Source organism: Streptomyces sp. NPDC001732 (assembly GCF_053596315.1).
This window is the reverse complement of sequence record NZ_JBSFFY010000004.1, coordinates 195,655-211,339: the sequence shown is the minus strand read 5'-3', so window position 1 is coordinate 211,339 and position 15,685 is coordinate 195,655. Positions and strand designations below refer to the sequence as shown.

General features: G+C 70.9%; 18 protein-coding genes and 1 other RNA gene. 11 read left to right on the top strand and 8 right to left on the bottom strand.

What is annotated here, in order from left to right:
* A partial coding sequence (locus tag ACWCXX_RS07480; RefSeq protein WP_451125279.1) for an LPXTG cell wall anchor domain-containing protein occupies positions 1-581 on the top strand: 581 nt, incomplete at its 5' end.
* A 146-nt stretch (positions 582-727) separates the two neighbouring features.
* Here the strand turns inward: ACWCXX_RS07480 and ACWCXX_RS07475 are convergent.
* Complete coding sequence (locus tag ACWCXX_RS07475; protein ID WP_451125278.1) at positions 728-928, bottom strand: hypothetical protein; 201 nt, start codon at positions 926-928, stop codon at positions 728-730.
* 270 nt (positions 929-1,198) lie between these two features.
* On the opposite strand from ACWCXX_RS07475, the gene ftsE reads away from it, so the two are divergent.
* From ftsE to ssrA, 5 genes are all read left to right on the top strand, one after another.
* Complete coding sequence (gene ftsE / locus ACWCXX_RS07470; protein ID WP_451125276.1) at positions 1,199-1,888, top strand: cell division ATP-binding protein FtsE; 690 nt, start codon at positions 1,199-1,201, stop codon at positions 1,886-1,888.
* A 23-nt stretch (positions 1,889-1,911) separates the two neighbouring features.
* Entirely contained in the window at positions 1,912-2,829 is a 918-nt protein-coding gene (ftsX, locus tag ACWCXX_RS07465) for a permease-like cell division protein FtsX (RefSeq protein WP_451125274.1), read from the top strand.
* Between the two features lie 68 nt (positions 2,830-2,897).
* On the top strand, positions 2,898-4,091 hold the full coding sequence (locus tag ACWCXX_RS07460; RefSeq protein ID WP_451125272.1) for a S41 family peptidase: 1,194 nt from the start codon (positions 2,898-2,900) through the stop codon (positions 4,089-4,091).
* Positions 4,092-4,109: 18 nt separating this feature from the next.
* Positions 4,110-4,598, top strand: coding sequence for an SsrA-binding protein SmpB (gene smpB, locus ACWCXX_RS07455; RefSeq protein ID WP_451125270.1), 489 nt, complete (start codon positions 4,110-4,112; stop codon positions 4,596-4,598).
* A 139-nt stretch (positions 4,599-4,737) separates the two neighbouring features.
* Positions 4,738-5,107, top strand: a transfer-messenger RNA (tmRNA) gene (ssrA, locus tag ACWCXX_RS07450).
* An 81-nt stretch (positions 5,108-5,188) separates the two neighbouring features.
* On the opposite strand, the gene ACWCXX_RS07445 is transcribed toward ssrA, so the two are convergent.
* The 6 genes from ACWCXX_RS07445 to ACWCXX_RS07420 all read right to left on the bottom strand — a co-directional run bounded on the left by ACWCXX_RS07445 (position 5,189) and on the right by ACWCXX_RS07420 (position 9,123).
* Entirely contained in the window at positions 5,189-5,746 is a 558-nt protein-coding gene (locus ACWCXX_RS07445) for a GNAT family N-acetyltransferase (RefSeq protein ID WP_451125376.1), read from the bottom strand.
* Positions 5,747-5,750: 4 nt separating this feature from the next.
* On the bottom strand, positions 5,751-6,473 hold the full coding sequence (locus tag ACWCXX_RS07440; protein ID WP_451125268.1) for a lasso peptide biosynthesis B2 protein: 723 nt from the start codon (positions 6,471-6,473) through the stop codon (positions 5,751-5,753).
* The gene (locus tag ACWCXX_RS07435) at positions 6,470-8,290 is read right to left on the bottom strand and encodes an albusnodin/ikarugamycin family macrolactam cyclase (protein ID WP_451125266.1); all 1,821 of its coding nucleotides are present in this window, start codon (positions 8,288-8,290) and stop codon (positions 6,470-6,472) included. Before ACWCXX_RS07435 ends, ACWCXX_RS07440 begins: the two co-directional genes overlap by 4 nt.
* A 79-nt stretch (positions 8,291-8,369) precedes the next feature.
* Entirely contained in the window at positions 8,370-8,525 is a 156-nt protein-coding gene (locus ACWCXX_RS07430) for an albusnodin family lasso peptide (RefSeq protein ID WP_451125264.1), read from the bottom strand.
* Between the two features lie 65 nt (positions 8,526-8,590).
* On the bottom strand, positions 8,591-8,929 hold the full coding sequence (locus tag ACWCXX_RS07425) for a DUF6415 family natural product biosynthesis protein (protein WP_451125262.1): 339 nt from the start codon (positions 8,927-8,929) through the stop codon (positions 8,591-8,593).
* Entirely contained in the window at positions 8,926-9,123 is a 198-nt protein-coding gene (locus ACWCXX_RS07420; protein WP_451125260.1) for a hypothetical protein, read from the bottom strand. The genes ACWCXX_RS07425 and ACWCXX_RS07420 overlap by 4 nt, the downstream gene beginning before the upstream one ends.
* A gap of 261 nt (positions 9,124-9,384) precedes the next feature.
* Between ACWCXX_RS07420 and ACWCXX_RS07415 the strand changes: the two genes are divergently transcribed.
* Positions 9,385-10,737: a Tat pathway signal protein gene (locus ACWCXX_RS07415; protein WP_451125258.1), complete on the top strand. Its 1,353-nt coding sequence runs from the start codon at positions 9,385-9,387 to the stop codon at positions 10,735-10,737.
* Between the two features lie 16 nt (positions 10,738-10,753).
* Positions 10,754-11,233, top strand: coding sequence for a TrmO family methyltransferase domain-containing protein (locus tag ACWCXX_RS07410; RefSeq protein ID WP_451125256.1), 480 nt, complete (start codon positions 10,754-10,756; stop codon positions 11,231-11,233).
* Between the two features lie 33 nt (positions 11,234-11,266).
* On the opposite strand, the gene ACWCXX_RS07405 is transcribed toward ACWCXX_RS07410, so the two are convergent.
* The gene (locus tag ACWCXX_RS07405) at positions 11,267-12,529 is read right to left on the bottom strand and encodes an MFS transporter (RefSeq protein ID WP_451125254.1); all 1,263 of its coding nucleotides are present in this window, start codon (positions 12,527-12,529) and stop codon (positions 11,267-11,269) included.
* An 82-nt stretch (positions 12,530-12,611) separates the two neighbouring features.
* Here ACWCXX_RS07405 and ACWCXX_RS07400 point away from each other — a divergent pair, with 82 nt between their 5' ends.
* The 3 genes from ACWCXX_RS07400 (at position 12,612) to ACWCXX_RS07390 (ending at position 15,567) form a co-directional block, all read left to right on the top strand.
* On the top strand, positions 12,612-13,610 hold the full coding sequence (locus ACWCXX_RS07400) for a LysR family transcriptional regulator (protein ID WP_451125252.1): 999 nt from the start codon (positions 12,612-12,614) through the stop codon (positions 13,608-13,610).
* A 300-nt stretch (positions 13,611-13,910) separates the two neighbouring features.
* Positions 13,911-15,119, top strand: a complete 1,209-nt coding sequence (locus tag ACWCXX_RS07395; protein WP_451125374.1) for a uroporphyrinogen-III synthase — start codon at positions 13,911-13,913, stop codon at positions 15,117-15,119.
* A 79-nt stretch (positions 15,120-15,198) separates the two neighbouring features.
* The gene (locus ACWCXX_RS07390) at positions 15,199-15,567 is read left to right on the top strand and encodes a DUF4259 domain-containing protein (protein WP_451125250.1); all 369 of its coding nucleotides are present in this window, start codon (positions 15,199-15,201) and stop codon (positions 15,565-15,567) included.
* Positions 15,568-15,685: the final 118 nt, after the last annotated feature.

The window sequence follows — 15,685 nt, the reverse complement described above, 5'->3', positions numbered from 1 at the left end:
CCGGCAACGCTGACGGCGGTAACGCCGATGGTGGCAATGCCGACGGTGGCAACGCCGATGGTGGCAACGCTGACGGCGGTAACGCCGATGGTGGCAATGCCGACGGTGGCAACGCCGATGGTGGCAACGCTGACGGCGGTAACGCCGATGGTGGCAACGGCAACAACGGTGGCAACGCCAACGGTGGCCACCAGTCTGGCGGCAATGGCAACAACGGCGGCAACGGCAACAACGGCGGCAACACCGATGGCGGCAACGCCAATGGTGGCGGCGACACCGACGGGGGCGGCGACAACGGCGGCACCTCCGGCAACGGTGGCACCACCGGTAGCGGTTCCTCCGGCTCCACCACCGGTGGCGACGGCTGCACCGTCGACCTCGACGGCGCGACGTGCGAGGACAACACCACCCCCGACTCGGTCGGCAACCAGCCGGTCGAGCAGGGCAAGGGCAAGGACGAGCTCGCCGAGACCGGTGCGGCCGAGACCACGTTCCTGCTGGTCGGCGCCGCGACGATGATTGCCGGAGGCATCGGCTTCCGCATCCTGCCGCGCCTGGTGAACGGCCGCGCGGCCGTCTAAGGGCACGTAGCGGTACGGACACGCACACAGGAGGGGCCCGGGAAGCGATCGGCTTCCCGGGCCCCTCCGTGCACCCGTACACACCCTCGCGGCGGCGCCCGCCCACCCCGGAGCGGGGCGGGGTCCGGCCCGCGCGCAGGGCCTCTCTACGCCGTCTGGTGCGCCAGCAGCGCCACCGCGCCGAGCAGCACCACCAGCAGGGCCACCAGCATCGCCGGATTCAGCCCGGCGAACATTCCCTGTCCGTGCTCCTGCTGCAACCGCTCGCGATTCGCCCGGCACACGGGGCAGCGGCCCTCGCTCACGGGTGCCGCGCAGCTCGCGCACACCAGTCGGTCATAGGTCATGCGCTTTCCTCCTCCCGCGCGGCGGAGCCGCACATGCCTTCTCTCCGCACAACGCTCACGGAAACGCAACCGTTCCCTCTACCACTGTGCCAGCTCACACGGATTTCGGCGCGGCCCGCCGGACATCGCCCGTTCCGTAGTACTTTCGGCACCGCTTCCGGCCGGTACCGATCCGGTACAAATCACCCGTCCTCGGACGCTCGCCTGTATGCCCCGGTCCGGTTCGCGTATGGTCACGCACACCTACTCCCGGCCGACCGTGGTGCATCCGTGATCCGATTCGACAACGTCTCCAAGACCTACCCGAAGCAGAGCCGTCCCGCTCTACGGGATGTGTCTCTCGATATCGAGAAGGGCGAGTTCGTCTTCCTGGTGGGCTCATCCGGCTCCGGCAAGTCCACCTTCATGCGGCTCATCCTCCGTGAGGAACGCGCCAGTCAGGGCATGGTCCATGTCCTGGGCAAGGACCTCTCGCGCCTGTCCAACTGGAAGGTGCCGCACATGCGCCGCCAGTTGGGCACGGTGTTCCAGGACTTCAGACTCCTGCCCAACAAGACCGTCGCGGAGAACGTGGCGTTCGCACAGGAGGTCATCGGCAAGCCGCGCGGCGAGATCCGCAAGGCCGTGCCCCAGGTCCTCGACCTGGTCGGCCTCGGCGGCAAGGAGGACCGGATGCCCGGCGAGCTCTCCGGCGGTGAGCAGCAGCGCGTGGCGATCGCGCGGGCGTTCGTGAACCGCCCCATGCTGCTGATCGCGGACGAGCCGACCGGCAACCTCGACCCGCAGACCTCCGTCGGCATCATGAAGCTGCTGGACCGGATCAACCGGACCGGCACCACCGTGATCATGGCGACCCACGACCAGAACATCGTCGACCAGATGCGCAAGCGCGTCATCGAGCTGGAGCAGGGCCGTCTCGTACGCGACCAGGCCCGCGGCGTCTACGGCTACCAGCACTGAGCATCGAGCACTGAAAGGACGCCATGCGCGCCCAGTTCGTCCTGTCGGAGATCGGCGTCGGCCTCCGTCGCAACCTCACGATGACCTTCGCCGTCGTCGTCTCCGTCGCCCTCTCGCTCGCCCTGTTCGGCGGCGCGCTGCTCATGCGCGAGCAGGTCAGCACGATGAAGGACTACTGGTACGACAAGGTCAACGTCTCGATCTTCCTCTGCAGCAAGAGCGATGTGACCTCGACGCCCAAGTGCGCGTCCGGGGCCGTCACCGCCCAGCAGAAGAAGGACATCAAGGCCGATCTCGACAAGATGGACGCCGTCGAGAAGGTCACCTACGAGTCGGCCGACGAGGCGTACAAGCACTACCAGGACCAGTTCGGCGACTCGCCCATGGCGAGCAACATCACGCCGGACCAGATGCAGGAGTCGTTCCGGGTCAAGCTCCACGACCCGAAGAAGTACAAGGTCGTCGCCACCGCCTTCGCCGGCCGTGACGGAGTGCAGTCCGTCCAGGACCAGAGAAGCATCCTGGACAACCTCTTCGGGCTGATGAACGGCATGAACGTGGCCGCCCTCTTCGTGATGGCGCTGATGCTGGTCATCGCGTTGATGCTGATCGTGAACACCGTCCGGGTGTCCGCGTTCAGCCGACGGCGCGAGACGGGCATCATGCGGCTCGTCGGGGCCTCCGGCTTCTACATCCAGATGCCGTTCATCATGGAGGCCGCGTTCGCCGGTCTCATCGGCGGCGTGCTGGCCTGCGTGATGCTGGTGGCCGGCCGGTACTTCCTGATCGACGGCGGCCTGGCGCTCCAGAGCAAGCTGAACCTGATCGACTTCATCGGCTGGGACGCGGTGTTCACCAAGCTGCCCCTGGTCCTGGCAATCGGCCTGCTGATGCCCGCCGTTGCCGCGCTCTTCGCGCTCCGCAAGTACCTCAAGGTGTGACATGCGCCCCCTGTGATGCATGGCCGACCGGCCGTGCGGCCAGGGGGCGTTGTCCTAGACTCGGCGACATGTCGGACCCCGCGCAGTGTTCCGGGCCCCGCGGTGTACGCCGCGGGGCGGCCCTGACATTGGTCTTCGCGAGCGTGCTGGCCACCGGGGCGGCCACCGGCTCGCTGCCGCGCGGCCCCAAGTCCTCGGAGATCGCCACTCGTTCCGTCGCTGCCGTCACCTCCGTCGTCGACGACGACGAGGTGGCCTCGGCCGCGGCCAGGGCCGCGGCCGAGGGCAAGTCCGGCAAGGAGGCGGCCGAGGAGGTCGTCAGCCGCAGCGGCGACCGCTGGGGCGCGGTCTACGACGAGCGGCAGTACGAGGAGTTCGAGCAGGCCCTGGACGGTGCGTACACCGGTGTCGGACTCTCCGCGAGACGCTCCGCCGCCGGCCGGGTCGAGGTGGCCCGGGTGCAGCCCGGCGGCCCCGCCGACCTGGCCGGCATCGAGTCCGGCGACCTGCTGCGCACGATCGACGGCCACCGCGTCGACAGACGTCCCGTCGCCGAGGTCGTCGCCCTGCTGCGTGGGGACCGCACGGAGGCCGCCGCGGGCAGCACCGTCGTCCTGGGCATCGAACGCGGCACCGCCCTGCGGACCGAGACGCTGCGCCGGGCCAGGCTCAGCACCGAGCCCGTCACCGTGCGCCGGATCGGTCCGGAGGGCTCCGGGCCCTCCTCCGCCGTGATGATCGAGGTCGACGCGTTCACCAGGGGCTCGGGCAGCCGGGTCCGCGACGCGGTCCGGGAGGCCCCCACGGGCGCCGGGGTCCTCCTCGACCTGCGCGGCAACTCCGGCGGCCTGGTCACCGAGGCCGTCACCGCCGCCTCGGCCTTCCTGGACGGCGGCCTGGTCGCCACGTACGACGTGCGCGGCGAGCAGCGCGCCCTCTACGCGCAGCCGGGCGGCGACACGGGCCGGCCCCTCGTCGTCCTCGTCGACGGCGGGACGATGAGCGCCGCCGAGCTCCTCACCGGCGCCCTCCAGGACCGGGGCCGCGCAGTCACCGTCGGGTCGCGCACCTTCGGCAAGGGCTCGGTCCAGATGCCCAGCAAGCTCCCGGACGGTTCGGTCGCCGAGCTGACCGTCGGCCACTACCGCACTCCGGCGGGGCGCAGCGTGGAGGAACGCGGCATAACCCCGGACCTCACGGTCGACTCCCGGGCCGAGCAGCGGGCCGAGACGGTATTGAGTGGCCTCGGGGGCGGGTCGTAGTGCGAAAATGGCCGCACTATGGCTAAGGAAAAGGACACGGGGCGCAAGCTCATCGCGCAGAACAAGAAGGCGCGGCACGACTACCACATCCTCGACACCTACGAGTGCGGCCTCGTGCTCATGGGCACCGAGGTCAAGTCGCTGCGGCTGGGCCGGGCCTCCCTGGTGGACGGCTTCGTCCAGATCGACGGCGGCGAGGCGTGGCTGCACAACATCCACGTCCCCGAGTACGTGCAGGGGACCTGGACCAACCACTCCGCCAAGCGGAAGCGCAAGCTGCTGATGCACCGGGCCGAGATCGACAAGCTGGAGTCGAAGGCGAGCGAGACGGGTCACACGATCGTGCCGCTCGCGCTGTACTTCAGGGGCAGCCGGGTCAAGGTCGAGATCGCGCTCGCCAAGGGCAAGAAGGAGTACGACAAGCGGCAGACCCTGCGCGAGAAGCAGGACCTGCGCGAGACCAACCGCGCGATCTCGGCGGCCCGCCGCCGCCAGCGCAGCGCCTGAGGCCCCCGGGGAACGGCTCCCGCCCGGCTTCCGACCGGCTCCCGCCGGGCCCGGCGGGAATGGGCTGGCATCGTCGCGCGTTGGTCACGTACGATGGCAACGCACCTCACAGAAGGTGCACGCATTGAAAACACAACATGGGGATGATCGGTTTCGACAGCGGATGTCGAAGCAGGGGAAGCGTGTCGAGGAAGCGGCAATGATCTCGTAAACCATATGTCGCAACCAATAATCGCCAACACCAAGCGCGATTCCTTCGCCCTCGCTGCCTAAGTAGCGACTTGCGAAGTGTCAGCCCGGGGGTGATCCCGACCCGGATCCTGGCATCATCAAGGGATCTAAACTTCTAGACCCGGTCACGGGGCCTGGAAGGAAATCAAACAGTGACTGAGCCCGTCGGAGACTTGTTCGCGTGATCTCCGGGGCCGAGAAAATCGCAGCGAACTGCACACGGAGAAGCCCTGGTTCCGCACCGTTGGACGCGGGTTCGATTCCCGCCATCTCCACAATTCCCATGTGAACCTCTGCCCCGCGAGACCCCTCGCGGGGCAGAGGCTTTTTCGTTCCCGACGGGCGGCCGTCCGCCGGAATCACGGCGTGAGCAGGTTCTTCACCGCGGACGGGCCGCCGAACTCCGACGCGACCGCGTCCATGACGATCTCGTCGCAGACCTGGCCGAGCCAGTACCCGGCCCGGCGCAGCGTCCCGGCCTTCTGGAACCCCGCCTTCACGTAGGCGTTGATCCCCGCGACGTTGGGGGCGAGGACCTTGAGCCACACCATGCGCAGGTTCGTCACGTGGAAGGCGTAATCGAGCGTGAGCCGGGTGGCCTCGCGGCCCAGCCCCCGCCCGCGTGCCTCGGGGGCGAGCATGATGACGAACTCGGCCGTCCGCACCCCGTGGTCCGGGAGCAGCGTGCTCACCCCGGCCGGCACCGGGCTGCCGCCCGTCAGGTCGTAGACCGTGAACCGGATGTTCCCGCCGCGCAATTGGTGCGCCATGCCCTCGGTCCGGGCCTCCAGCGACTCCGGCCCCTGCCGGCCGTAGCCGACCAGGAGCGAGGGGTCCTGTTCCCACCGCCAGTACGTCTCTACGAGGTCGGACCGGTAGGGCCCGAGGGCGCAGGTGTCGGTACCGATCCAGAGAATCGGGTCAGGGTTGGTGATGGGGGTCTCCGATCGTGAGGACGGGTGTGTACGCCCGTGTCGATTCGGGCTCCGCGACTGCGGTCCCGTCCCAAGTCTGTACCCAGGCGTGCAGGCGCACCGGGTCGGCGGCGACACCGTGGCACCAGGTGACGGCGAGCCGTCGGGCAGCGAGGAGGAGGACCGCCGCAGCGGACTCCTCCAGGCAGGCCGTACGCCCCGGGGAACGCCACCCGGCCCGGCGCACGGCTTCGACGGCCCGGGCGGCCTGGGCGGGGGCGGCGGGGCGGAGGCAGGCTGACGCGGCCCACCGCACGGTGGCGGTGAGGCGGTGCATGGTGGTCGGCGCCGGGCCTGCTCGTTTGATGGCGAACACCATGGCCAGGGCCCACGAGGCGGTGGCGGAAGGGCCCTGGGGCGGCCGGACGAGGCCAGCGAGGTGCTCGGAGCTGCCCCAGCTTGCTTCGGGCGCGGGTGCGTCCACGGGGAGTCTCCACGGTTTTGCCACCGGCGTGGGGGCCAGGAGCCCAGCGGCAAGGAGCCGACGTACGGCATTGGGCGGTATCGGGTCCAACCGCCCGGTGGCGGCTGCTGCCCGCCACCAGGCTCCGGCTTCGGGGAGCAGGCAGTGGACGCGGCCGGTGCGGTAGTCGATCAGGACCAGGACGTGTCCGAAGTCCACGGCACGGACGTGGTCGGGTGCGGTGGCGTGAGAAGGGGAGTCGGTCACGGAGCGCTCCGTGCGGACGAGGAGGCCCAGGCCCGGGCAGGTTCCCGGTGGTGCGCGACGAGCCACGCCTCAGCGGTCAGCACCTGTTCGATCACGGCGAGCGGCATGGGGATTCCTGCGGCGGCCCGGCGCAGATGGCTCCTCAGGCGTCGGGGTTCGATGAGCCCGAGCCCGGCGAGGTGACCGTCGGCCAGCGCCGAGAGATCACCCAGGTTGGTTCGCATCCCCGCGTAGTGGTCGGCGTCGAAGCCGCCCTTCGTGGTGCGGGCGGCCACTTCGGGCGGCAGCAGATCCCCGACGGCACGGACCAGGAGCGGCTTGTACGCGTGGACGGCCGGTCGGCGTTCCAGCGGGTTGGTGAGCACCGCGTTCACCACGGCTGGATCCAGAAAGGGATTGTGGAGGTCGATGCCGAAGTTCGCCGCGAGCTCCGCGTCGGCCACCGCCGTACGAGCCACCTCCCGGATCTCGTCCACGAGGCTCCGTACGGATGCGTCGAGCCCGGTCAGCGGATCGGGGCGCTCGGCTGCCTGTCGGGCGGCATCGGCGACGTACTCGACGGCGGCTGGTTCAGCCCAGTCGGGCAGGGGCAGCGGCGAGAACCAGCGCACGTTGCCTCGATTGTCGATGCCCTCCCGCCCAGCCAGCTGCCCGGCGAGGTCGAAGAGGGCTTTCCGGCGGGGCGTACACGCCATGGCGGTGGCATCCCGCAGGAGAGATGTCACGGAGGTGCGACGCAGCCGTGCCCAGCCGAAGACTTCGCTCGACACCCGCCGGAGATGCCGATGACGAATGAGGTCGGCGAGGTGCGCCGGAGGTTGGAAGAGGACGCTGTCCCCACCGTCGCCGGTCAGATGGGTCCGGGTACCGAGGTGGTCGCGCATCCACCGGAACTGTCCCTGCAGCCTGGCCTGGGTCAGGGTCGACGGGGCGGGTTCGTCGGTGGGCGGCACAGCGGCGATGAGGGTATAGGGCAGGTGCCGGGCACTCAGGGGGAGCAGGTGGTGCGCGATCCGGCCGTCGGACGCGGCAACGGTCAGCCGGGCGTGGCGGAGGTCGGCTCCGTCCCGGTTGTCCTTGGGATGGACAGTGATGGCGTTCAGTCGGTGCGGGGCAGGCAGAGCATCTGCGGCGAGGACGGCGACAGCGGTGGAGTCCAGGCCGCCGGAAAGGTCGCTGGAAAGCGTCGGGTCGGCCTCGGCCCGTAACGCGACAGCTTTCGTGAGGGTGTGCCGCAGGTGCCGGTGGGCAAGACGGGGCACCTCGGGATCGGGTCGCCACAGGTTGATGCTGCGGGGAGCAGTGCCGATGCGTGGCAGTTCCGTACGGCAGCCCGGTGCCACCTGCTCCACGTCGGTGAAGAAGCTGCGCCCAGCAGCCGACGTCGGTACCGAGGGAGTCAAGATCGCACAGGCAAGCCGCTGCACGTCCGGGGTGGAACCGATGAGGGACGCGAGCAGCCGGGCAGAGGTGGACCATGCCCAGCCCGACCGCCAGGGCACGGAGTACAAGGGGAAGGCCGATGCCGGGTCGGTGTACAGCACCACCTTGTCGGCGTCCTCCTCGACAACCGCGTAGGCACCCGGCCAGCGCCACGTCGCGTCGGTGGGGACGGGCCGATCGGTCAGGGCGGACACCTGCGCGTCGGTGGCTCCGCACCAGCCGAGAAGCAGCACTCGACGGGCGCCTCCGCCGGTGGTCAGCGTACGGATGGGGGTAGTGCCGAGTCGCCACGTGGATGACACCGGGGCGATCGGCTCTGCGCCGAGAGGCAAAGGACTTGGGTCCTCTGTTGTGCTGAAGCCGCCGAGGGCCACGGAACTCCTCCAGAGGTGGGTGGGACAGGTGGGGCGGGCCGGACATGCCCGGCCCGCACCCCTCTGCCGGTCGGACCGGTCAGCAGTTGTAGGCGCGGCGCTTGTCCTCGCTGTGGCCACCGCCCTGGCCCTCGGTCAGCACGGCAGCGTCGCCGATCTCGACCAGAGGGGTTTCCTCCTCATCGGTCTCGGTGGGCTTGCTCCGGGCGTTCTCGGTGGTGATCAGCTTGCGCATCGGCTCTTCTCCTTCTTCGGAGGGCAATGACCTGGACGGGTTCCGGCTGCCTCGGCTGCAATTCCTCACCGCAACTGGCTGTGCCGCTGAACGTGGGAGGCGTACCGCATCAGGTGGTGGACCGCCTTGCCCAGGAGGCGGAGCATGGCGGCCGGGTCGCCGTCCTGGTCGCGGAGCAGACCGCGTGCGTGTTCCACGGTGGCGGTGGCGATGCCCCGGGCCCGGGAGTCGGCCAGGCCCTTCGCGTATTCCTCTGCCGGGTCGACAAGCAGCCCGATGTGGGAGCGGAGCCGTTTGCGAACCTCGTCGGCGGCCGGTCCGGCCGGTCGGCCCTGAGCGAGCGCGAGTGCCAGGTCCGCGTCCCGGACCATGTCGGTCGGGGACGCCCCGGGTACGGCGCTCACCGCGCGGCGCTTTCGTCGTCGCGCCTGCGGTGCTCGGCGCCTTCGCCCTCGCCCGGCAGCGGCCCGGTGCGGGCGAGGAAAGCGTCCCAACCGTGCTGGGCCCGGGCGAGGAGCTCGGTGGACGGATGGCTGCCGGGCAAGTTCGAGTCGGGGGCTTGGGCGAGAGGCGGGCCGCTCTCTGGACGATCAGTCATCGAGGTCTCCGGTGGCTGGATGTGGTGGACGGCCGCCGCAGGGCCCGCCGGGGGACGGCAAGCCCGGAAGCGACACAAAGGAACCGCGCGGACGGGAGGCGGGAGGCACGAGACGGATCAGGTTTCCCCAGCCCTGAGCGGCTGTGATCAGTGAACCCTCGAACCACTGCCAGGAGTACCGTGTTGGCTACTCACAGTGGTTTATGCGGTTTATCGTTCGGAGGGGGCGTCATGGCATCTGTACGTGAACCCAACGCGGCGTTGGCCCGTGCCATCGCCGAAGCGGGCATGACCAATGAGGCGTTGGCCCATGCCGTGCGACGCGTGGCAGTGGAGAACGGTGAAACCATCCAGACGAACAAGTCCACCGTGACCCACTGGGTTCGCTACGGTGTGCAGCCGTCCGGTTGTGCCGGACGGTACTTGGTCGAAGCGCTCTCGCGTCGCCTGGGGCGCATCGTCACCCTCGGAGAGATCGGGCTGCCCGAACCCACACGCGATCCGCTGGATTGGCATACGGATACGCTGAGCGCCTTGGCTGCTCTCGGGAGGACCGACACCGTGGACATGGACCGCAGGCAGGCACTGGGGAACGCGGCCTATTCGCTCGCCGCCCTCGTCCTGCCCGCCGATGCCTGGTGGGCGCGCATGGCCGATCGGGGCAGCGGACGACGGACCTCGGGGCGCTCCGTCGGTCCGGGTGACCTCCGGGCCGCTCGCGACATGGCGACCCTGTTATCAGCCATGGACCAGCGACACGGCGGGGGTCACGCCCGTACGGCTGTGGTCCGTTACCTCACCACCGAAGTTGCCGGCTACCTCAACGGCACCTTCGCCGACGACGGCGTACGGCGTGGCATGTTCTCCACCGCGGCGGAACTCGCTTACCTCTCGGGGTGGATGGCATTCGACAACGGTGAACACCCCACTGCCCAACGACACTTCACTGTCGCGGTGAAGCTCGCTGCCGAGGCCGATGACGCCCCCATGGCCGCACACGTGATCAGAGCGATGGCGCACCAGGCGAACGACCTCGGCCACCCCAAGTCGGCTCTGGACCTTGCTGCCGCGTCCATCGACGGCAGGCGGTACACAGAGGCCAGCCCGCGTGAGCGTGCCCTCCTCGGAGTCGTCCACGCTCGTGCTCTCGCCTCCACGGGCGCAAACCGAACTGCTGTGCAGGCCTTGCTCCGAGCTGAGGACGACCTCTCCGCCGCAGCGCAGGGGGACGACGAGCCGAGCCGCGTGTTCTTCTTCCAGGAAGCCTCTCTTGCCCATGAGACCGCGCTGGCGCTTCGGGACACAGGAGATCTGGCCGGTGCCGAGCAGCAGCTCCGCCGATCCGTCCGCACCCGCAAGGCGGATAAGTTCACCCGAACCCACGCCGTGACCCTCGGCTACCTGGGGGAAATCCAGGCACGTCAGCACCGCACCGAAGAGGCCTGCGCGACATGGTCCGCGTCCTTGGACGCCATGGACGGCGTCCGGTCCGCACGCACCCGCAAGGCTGCCTCCGACATGCGGGCCGCTCTCTCCCCGCTGCACCGACGAGGCATCCGGTCCGTCGCCGCCGTGCACACTCGAGCCACGGCCTACCTGGCCGCCACGGCCTGACAGCGAAAGGAACCTGATGGCAGAGAAGTTCGAGGTCGAGGTTCTGGGCCGTGTCGTCGGAGGTCGTACCGAGCCGACCGACGACTACTGGGGCGGCACCCGCGCGATCATTCGTCTGGACGGCCGCTTCCCATTGGGGGCCACGAAGGGGCTGGAGGAGTTCTCCCATCTGGATGTGGTCTTCCGGTTCCACCTGACCGACCCCGCTGACCTGCCTCTCCATCCCCGTCGGCCCCGGGACAACCCCGACTGGCCCGAGGTCGGCTTCGTCGGGCACCGCAACATGCGCCGCGTCAACCGGCTCGGTGTCTCGCGCTGCCGACTGGTCGGGGTGGACGGGCTGGACCTCCACGTCGAGGATCTCGACGCGGTGGACGGCACCCCGGTTGTCGAAGTGAAGCCCTGGTTCGAGGAGATGGGCCCCCGGGGCGAGGTCCGCCAGCCCCGGTGGGTCAGCGACATGCTCGGTGATTACTACGCCCCCGTCAGGGACTGACTGCCGCGCACCCGGGCCGCCCCGCCGGGTTCGTCATCGGTTCCGGGAGGGCCGTACCCCGATCGCCGTGACGGCCAGTGCCAGGGCCGCCGCGCAGATCGGTACGGCGTAGCCCGGTACGCGGCCGATGTGTTCCACGAACCAGCCGCCGGTCGCCGAGCCCGCCGCGATTCCGCCCAGCAGGGCGGTCACGGCCAGGGTCATGCCCTCGTTCAACTGGCCTTCCGGGGTGAGGCGTTGCACCAGGGTCATGCCGGTGACCATGGTCGGGGCGGTTGCCGCGCCGGCCAGGAGCAGGGCACCGGCGAGGGGGAGCAGGGAATCGGTCGAGGAGGCGGTGAGCAGGGGCAGGGACATCAGCGCAGTCATCCCCGTCAGGCAGACCAGCAGTCGGCGCCGGATGTCCGTGGCCGGGCGCAGGGAGCCGTACAGCAGTCCCGCCACGCACGATCCGGCCGCCTGGAGGGCGAGGATCGCACCTCCGGCGTGGGCGATCGTGACGACCTCCATCGAGCCGAAGACCGCGCCGGTGGCGAGGAAGGCGATGAGCAGGGCCGGCATGCCCGAGGCGCGGAGCGGGGAGCCCGCGGACGTGCGGGGGGACACGGGCGGCTCGGTGGCGCGCTGGGCGGCGAAGATCAGGATGCCGGTCATCAGCAGGATCGCCCCGACGAGCGTTCCGGCCTCCGGGAAGAGCGTCGCGCACAGCAGGGCGGCCAGGGCCGGGCCGAGCATGAAGCAGAGCTCGTCCACGGCCTGTTCGAAGGAGTTCGCGGTGTGCAGGGTGGCCGGGTCGCCCCGGTGCAGATGGGCCCAGCGGGCCCGGGACATCCCGCCGGTGTTGGGGGTCGTGGCGGTCGCGGCGTAGGAGGCGAAGAGGGTCCAGGACGGGGCCCCGTAGTGCACGCAGAGCAGCAGGGCCAGCGAGCCGAGTGCGGCGATCGCGGTGGCGGGCACCGCGACCCGGGCCTGTCCGTACCGGTCGACGAGCCGGGCCGTCCACGGGGCGACCACCGCCGTGGCGGCGAGGCCGGTCGCGGTGACGGCGCCGGCCAGGGCGTACGAGCCCCGCGAACCGGCGATCATGATGACCGCGCTGACGCTGAACATCCCCATGGGCAGCCGGGCGAGGAGGTTGCCCGCGGTGAAGGCGCGGGCGCCCGGGGTGGCGAGCAGCCTGCGGTACGGGTTGGTGGAGGCCCGCCGGGCGGGGGCGGCGGCGCGCGGGGCGATGACCAGCAGGTCACCGGAGAGGGCGAGCACGGGATCGGTGGCGGGGTTTCTCTCGTACGGCATGCTTCAACCCTCGGGGCGCGTGGTGTACGGGGTCCAACACCTTCTCCGCACCGATTGACGCACCTGTGTTGTAAATTCTGGTGTGACCTCCTCCGCCGCCGGTCCGGGCTTCCGGACGCACACCGATCCCCGGCTGCTCCGCGCGTTCGTCGCGGTCGCCGAGGAGCTGCACTTCACCCGGGCCGCCGCCCGGCTCTACATCGCCCAGCAGGCACTGAGCCGGGACATCCGCCGACTGGAGCGCGAGCTGGACACGGAGCTGTTCGTACGGACCACCCGGCAGGTCGCCCTCTCCGCCGACGGCGAACGGCTCCTGCCCCACGCGCGACGGGTGCTGGAGGCCCACGCCGATCTCGCGGCGGCCTTCGCCGACCCGGCCGCCCGGCCGCTCTTCGTGGACCTCAACACCGACGGCATGACGGCCGCCCGGGTGCTCGCCCGCGCCCGGGAACTGGCCCCGGAGTGCGAGCTGATGGCGCGCTTCGAGAGCGGGCTGACCTGGGCGGCGGGCGAGATCCTCGCCGGGCGGCTCGACATCTCCTTCGGTCGCGCCGCCGGGCTCGCCCCGGCGGTGCGGGCCCGGCTCGGCATGCAGCCGGTGCGGTACGAGCCGATGGCCGTCATGCTCTCCGCCGACCACCCCCTCGCCGGACGGGAGACCGTGGAGCCGGGCGAACTGGCCGGGGAGACGGTGTACGCGGGCGCGGGCAACCCGCGCACCGAGGAATGGACGGACCTCGCCCGGTTGCTCTTCGCGGAGTGGGGCATCGAACTGGCGCCCCCCGCCCCGCTCGCCGTGGGCGTCGCCGAGTTCCAGCGGGTCACGGCCAAGGCCCGGAACCCGGTGCTGGTCGTCGTCGACTTTCCTCCGATGCCGGACACCGTGGTGCGCCCGCTGGCCCGGCCGGTGCCGCTCTCGCCGCTGCTGCTGATCTGGCGCAAGGGGCTCAGCCACCCCGGCCTCGACGCGCTGCGCGAGGCCGCGGTCCGGCTGGGGGCCGAGGAGGGCTGGATGACCCGGCCGGAGGGAAGCTGGCTTCCCGAGGCCGACGCGCTCCTCATGGCGGGGGCCGCCGGCTGACGGTGCCCGGTTCGGTGGTGGGGGGCGGCTGGTGGTGTTCGGTGGGTGGGTGCGGGTGAGGGGGCGGTGTCCCGGTCCGGTGGGCGGGTGCGGGTGTGAGGGTCGGCGCGGCGGTCGGGGGCGTACGCCGGTACGCGTCCGGCGCGCCCCTGCCCGGCCGCACGGGGGCGAGCGTGGCCGTTCGATGTCATGTGACGTAACAAGCGGGAAATACGGGTGAACCAGAGCCGTCACGCGTCGTTGGCAGGCTCGCGGATCGGCATCATCGGGCAGCAGCGGGACGAGAGCCGGGAAGACCACATGCACGAGGACGAGCAGTACGGGGACGAGCGGCGCGGGGGCGGGCTGCGCCGGGACGAGCGGGGCGGCCCCCTCATGGGCTTCACCGTCGGGGTCACCGCCGCACGGCGCGCGGAGGAGTTCGGCGCGCTGCTGGAACGGCGGGGCGCCAGGGTCCTGCACGCGCCGGCCCTGCGGACCGTACCGCTCGCCGACGACACCGAACTCCTCGCGGCCACCCGCGGAATCGTCGACTCCGCCCCCGACACCGTCGTCGCCACCACCGCGGTCGGCTTCCGGGGCTGGATCGAGGCCGCCGAGGGCTGGGGCCTCGGCGACCGGCTGACGTCGGTGCTGCGCGGCGTCGAGCTGCTGGCCCGCGGCCCCAAGGCCAAGGGCGCCGTCCGGGCCGCCGGGCTGACCGAGACGTGGTCGCCCGCCTCCGAGTCCATGGCCGAGGTGCTGGACCGGCTCCTGGCCGAGGGTGTGGCGGGCCGCCGCATCGCCGTTCAGCTGCACGGCGAACCCATCCCCGGCTTCGTCGAGGCGCTCCGCGACGCGGGTGCCGAGGTGGTCGCCGTACCCGTCTACCGCTGGGAGGACCCCGAGGACATCGCCCCGCTCGACCGGCTGCTCGACACCACCCTGGCCCGGGGCCTGGACGCCCTCACCTTCACCAGCGCCCCGGCCGCCACCGCGCTGCTCCGCCGGGCCGAGAAGCGCGGGCTGCTCCCCGAACTCCTGGGCGCCCTGCGGGACGACGTCCTCGTGGCCTGCGTCGGACCCGTCACCGCCCTGCCGCTGCGGGCCCGAGGCATCGACACCGTCCAGCCCGAACGTTTCCGACTCGCCCCGCTCGTCCAGTTGCTGTGCCGTGAACTCCCCGCAGGGGCAAGCGTGTTGCCGGTGGTCGGGCACCAGGTCGAGGTCCGGGGGCACGCGGTGCTCGTGGACGGCGTGCCGCGTCCGGTGCCGCCCGCCGGAATGTCGCTGCTGCACGCCCTGGCCCGCCGCCCCGGCTGGGTGGTCTCCCGCGCCGACCTGCTGCGCGCCCTGCCCGGCGGCAGCACGGACGAGCACGCGGTGGAGACGGCCGTGGCGCGGCTGCGCACGGCGCTGGGCGTGCCCCACCTCGTCCAGACGGTCGTCAAGCGCGGCTACCGGCTGGCGCTGGACACACCGGGGGACGGGCCGGGCGGCGCCCCCGCCGCCACCGGCCCCGTCCGTTAGAACGTCTGCGGGAAAGCCCGTTGTCAGTCCCGCCTGTTAGAACCGAAAGGGACAGGGGGACGACGGCTCGGGAGGTCTTGTGGGTACGTGGGGCACGGGGAATTTCGACAGCGACACGGCAGCGGACCATCTGTCGGCCGTCACCGGACGGCTCGTCGCGCGGATCGAGGAGGCGATGGCGGGCGACCCGGTCGGTCTGGAGCCCGACGAGTACGACGGCGTCACGGTGCCGTGCGACATCGAGCTGCTGTGCCTGATCGCGGAGCAGGGGCACGTCGGTTCGGCGGTGCCGGGCGCGGCGGTGGTCGCTGGCTGGCGGAAGACGTTCATGGACGTGTGGGAGCGGACCATCGACGAGCTGGGGCCCAAGCCGGAGTACAAAAAGGGCAGACGCGCGGAGCTGATCCGCACCTTCGACCGGCTGGCGGTCTTGGCGGAGCAGAAGTAACCGGGAGGCGGGGCGGGTACGCGACCGGGCCGGAGCGGAAGCAGCCGGGGGAGCGGAGCAGAAGAGTCCGGGGCCGAAGCGGGCGGGGAGGGGGCGCGGGACGGGTACGCGGCCGGAC